Annotated in this window: 1 pseudogene; it reads left to right on the plus strand. The window is 40.7% G+C overall.

Annotation, left to right across the window (positions count from 1 at the left end):
• Nucleotides 1-270, plus strand: a pseudogene (locus AAEY75_RS15295) (protease SohB); the annotation flags it as partial.

Raw genomic sequence — 270 nt, forward strand, 5'->3', positions numbered from 1 at the left:
GAATTAGATCATCAGCTGTTAGACAAAAAAGTACTCAAGGGCATAGAGAAAGAAAAGAAGAAAAAGGAGAAGCTAGAGAAAAAGGCACAGAAAAAATCACCTAAAACCGACGAAGCAGAGAAAAAGCGCCTTTATGTATTGGATTTTGATGGGGATATTAAAGCCTCTGCGGTTGAAACAATGCGTGAAGAGATCACGGCAATCCTTAGTGTGGCTAAATCACAAGATGAAGTGGTGGTTCGTTTAGAAAGTGGTGGTGGTGTCGTGCAT

The sequence above is a fragment of the Psychrobacter sp. TB55-MNA-CIBAN-0194 genome, assembly GCF_040309505.1.
Classification (GTDB): Bacteria; Pseudomonadota; Gammaproteobacteria; order Pseudomonadales; family Moraxellaceae; genus Psychrobacter; species Psychrobacter fozii.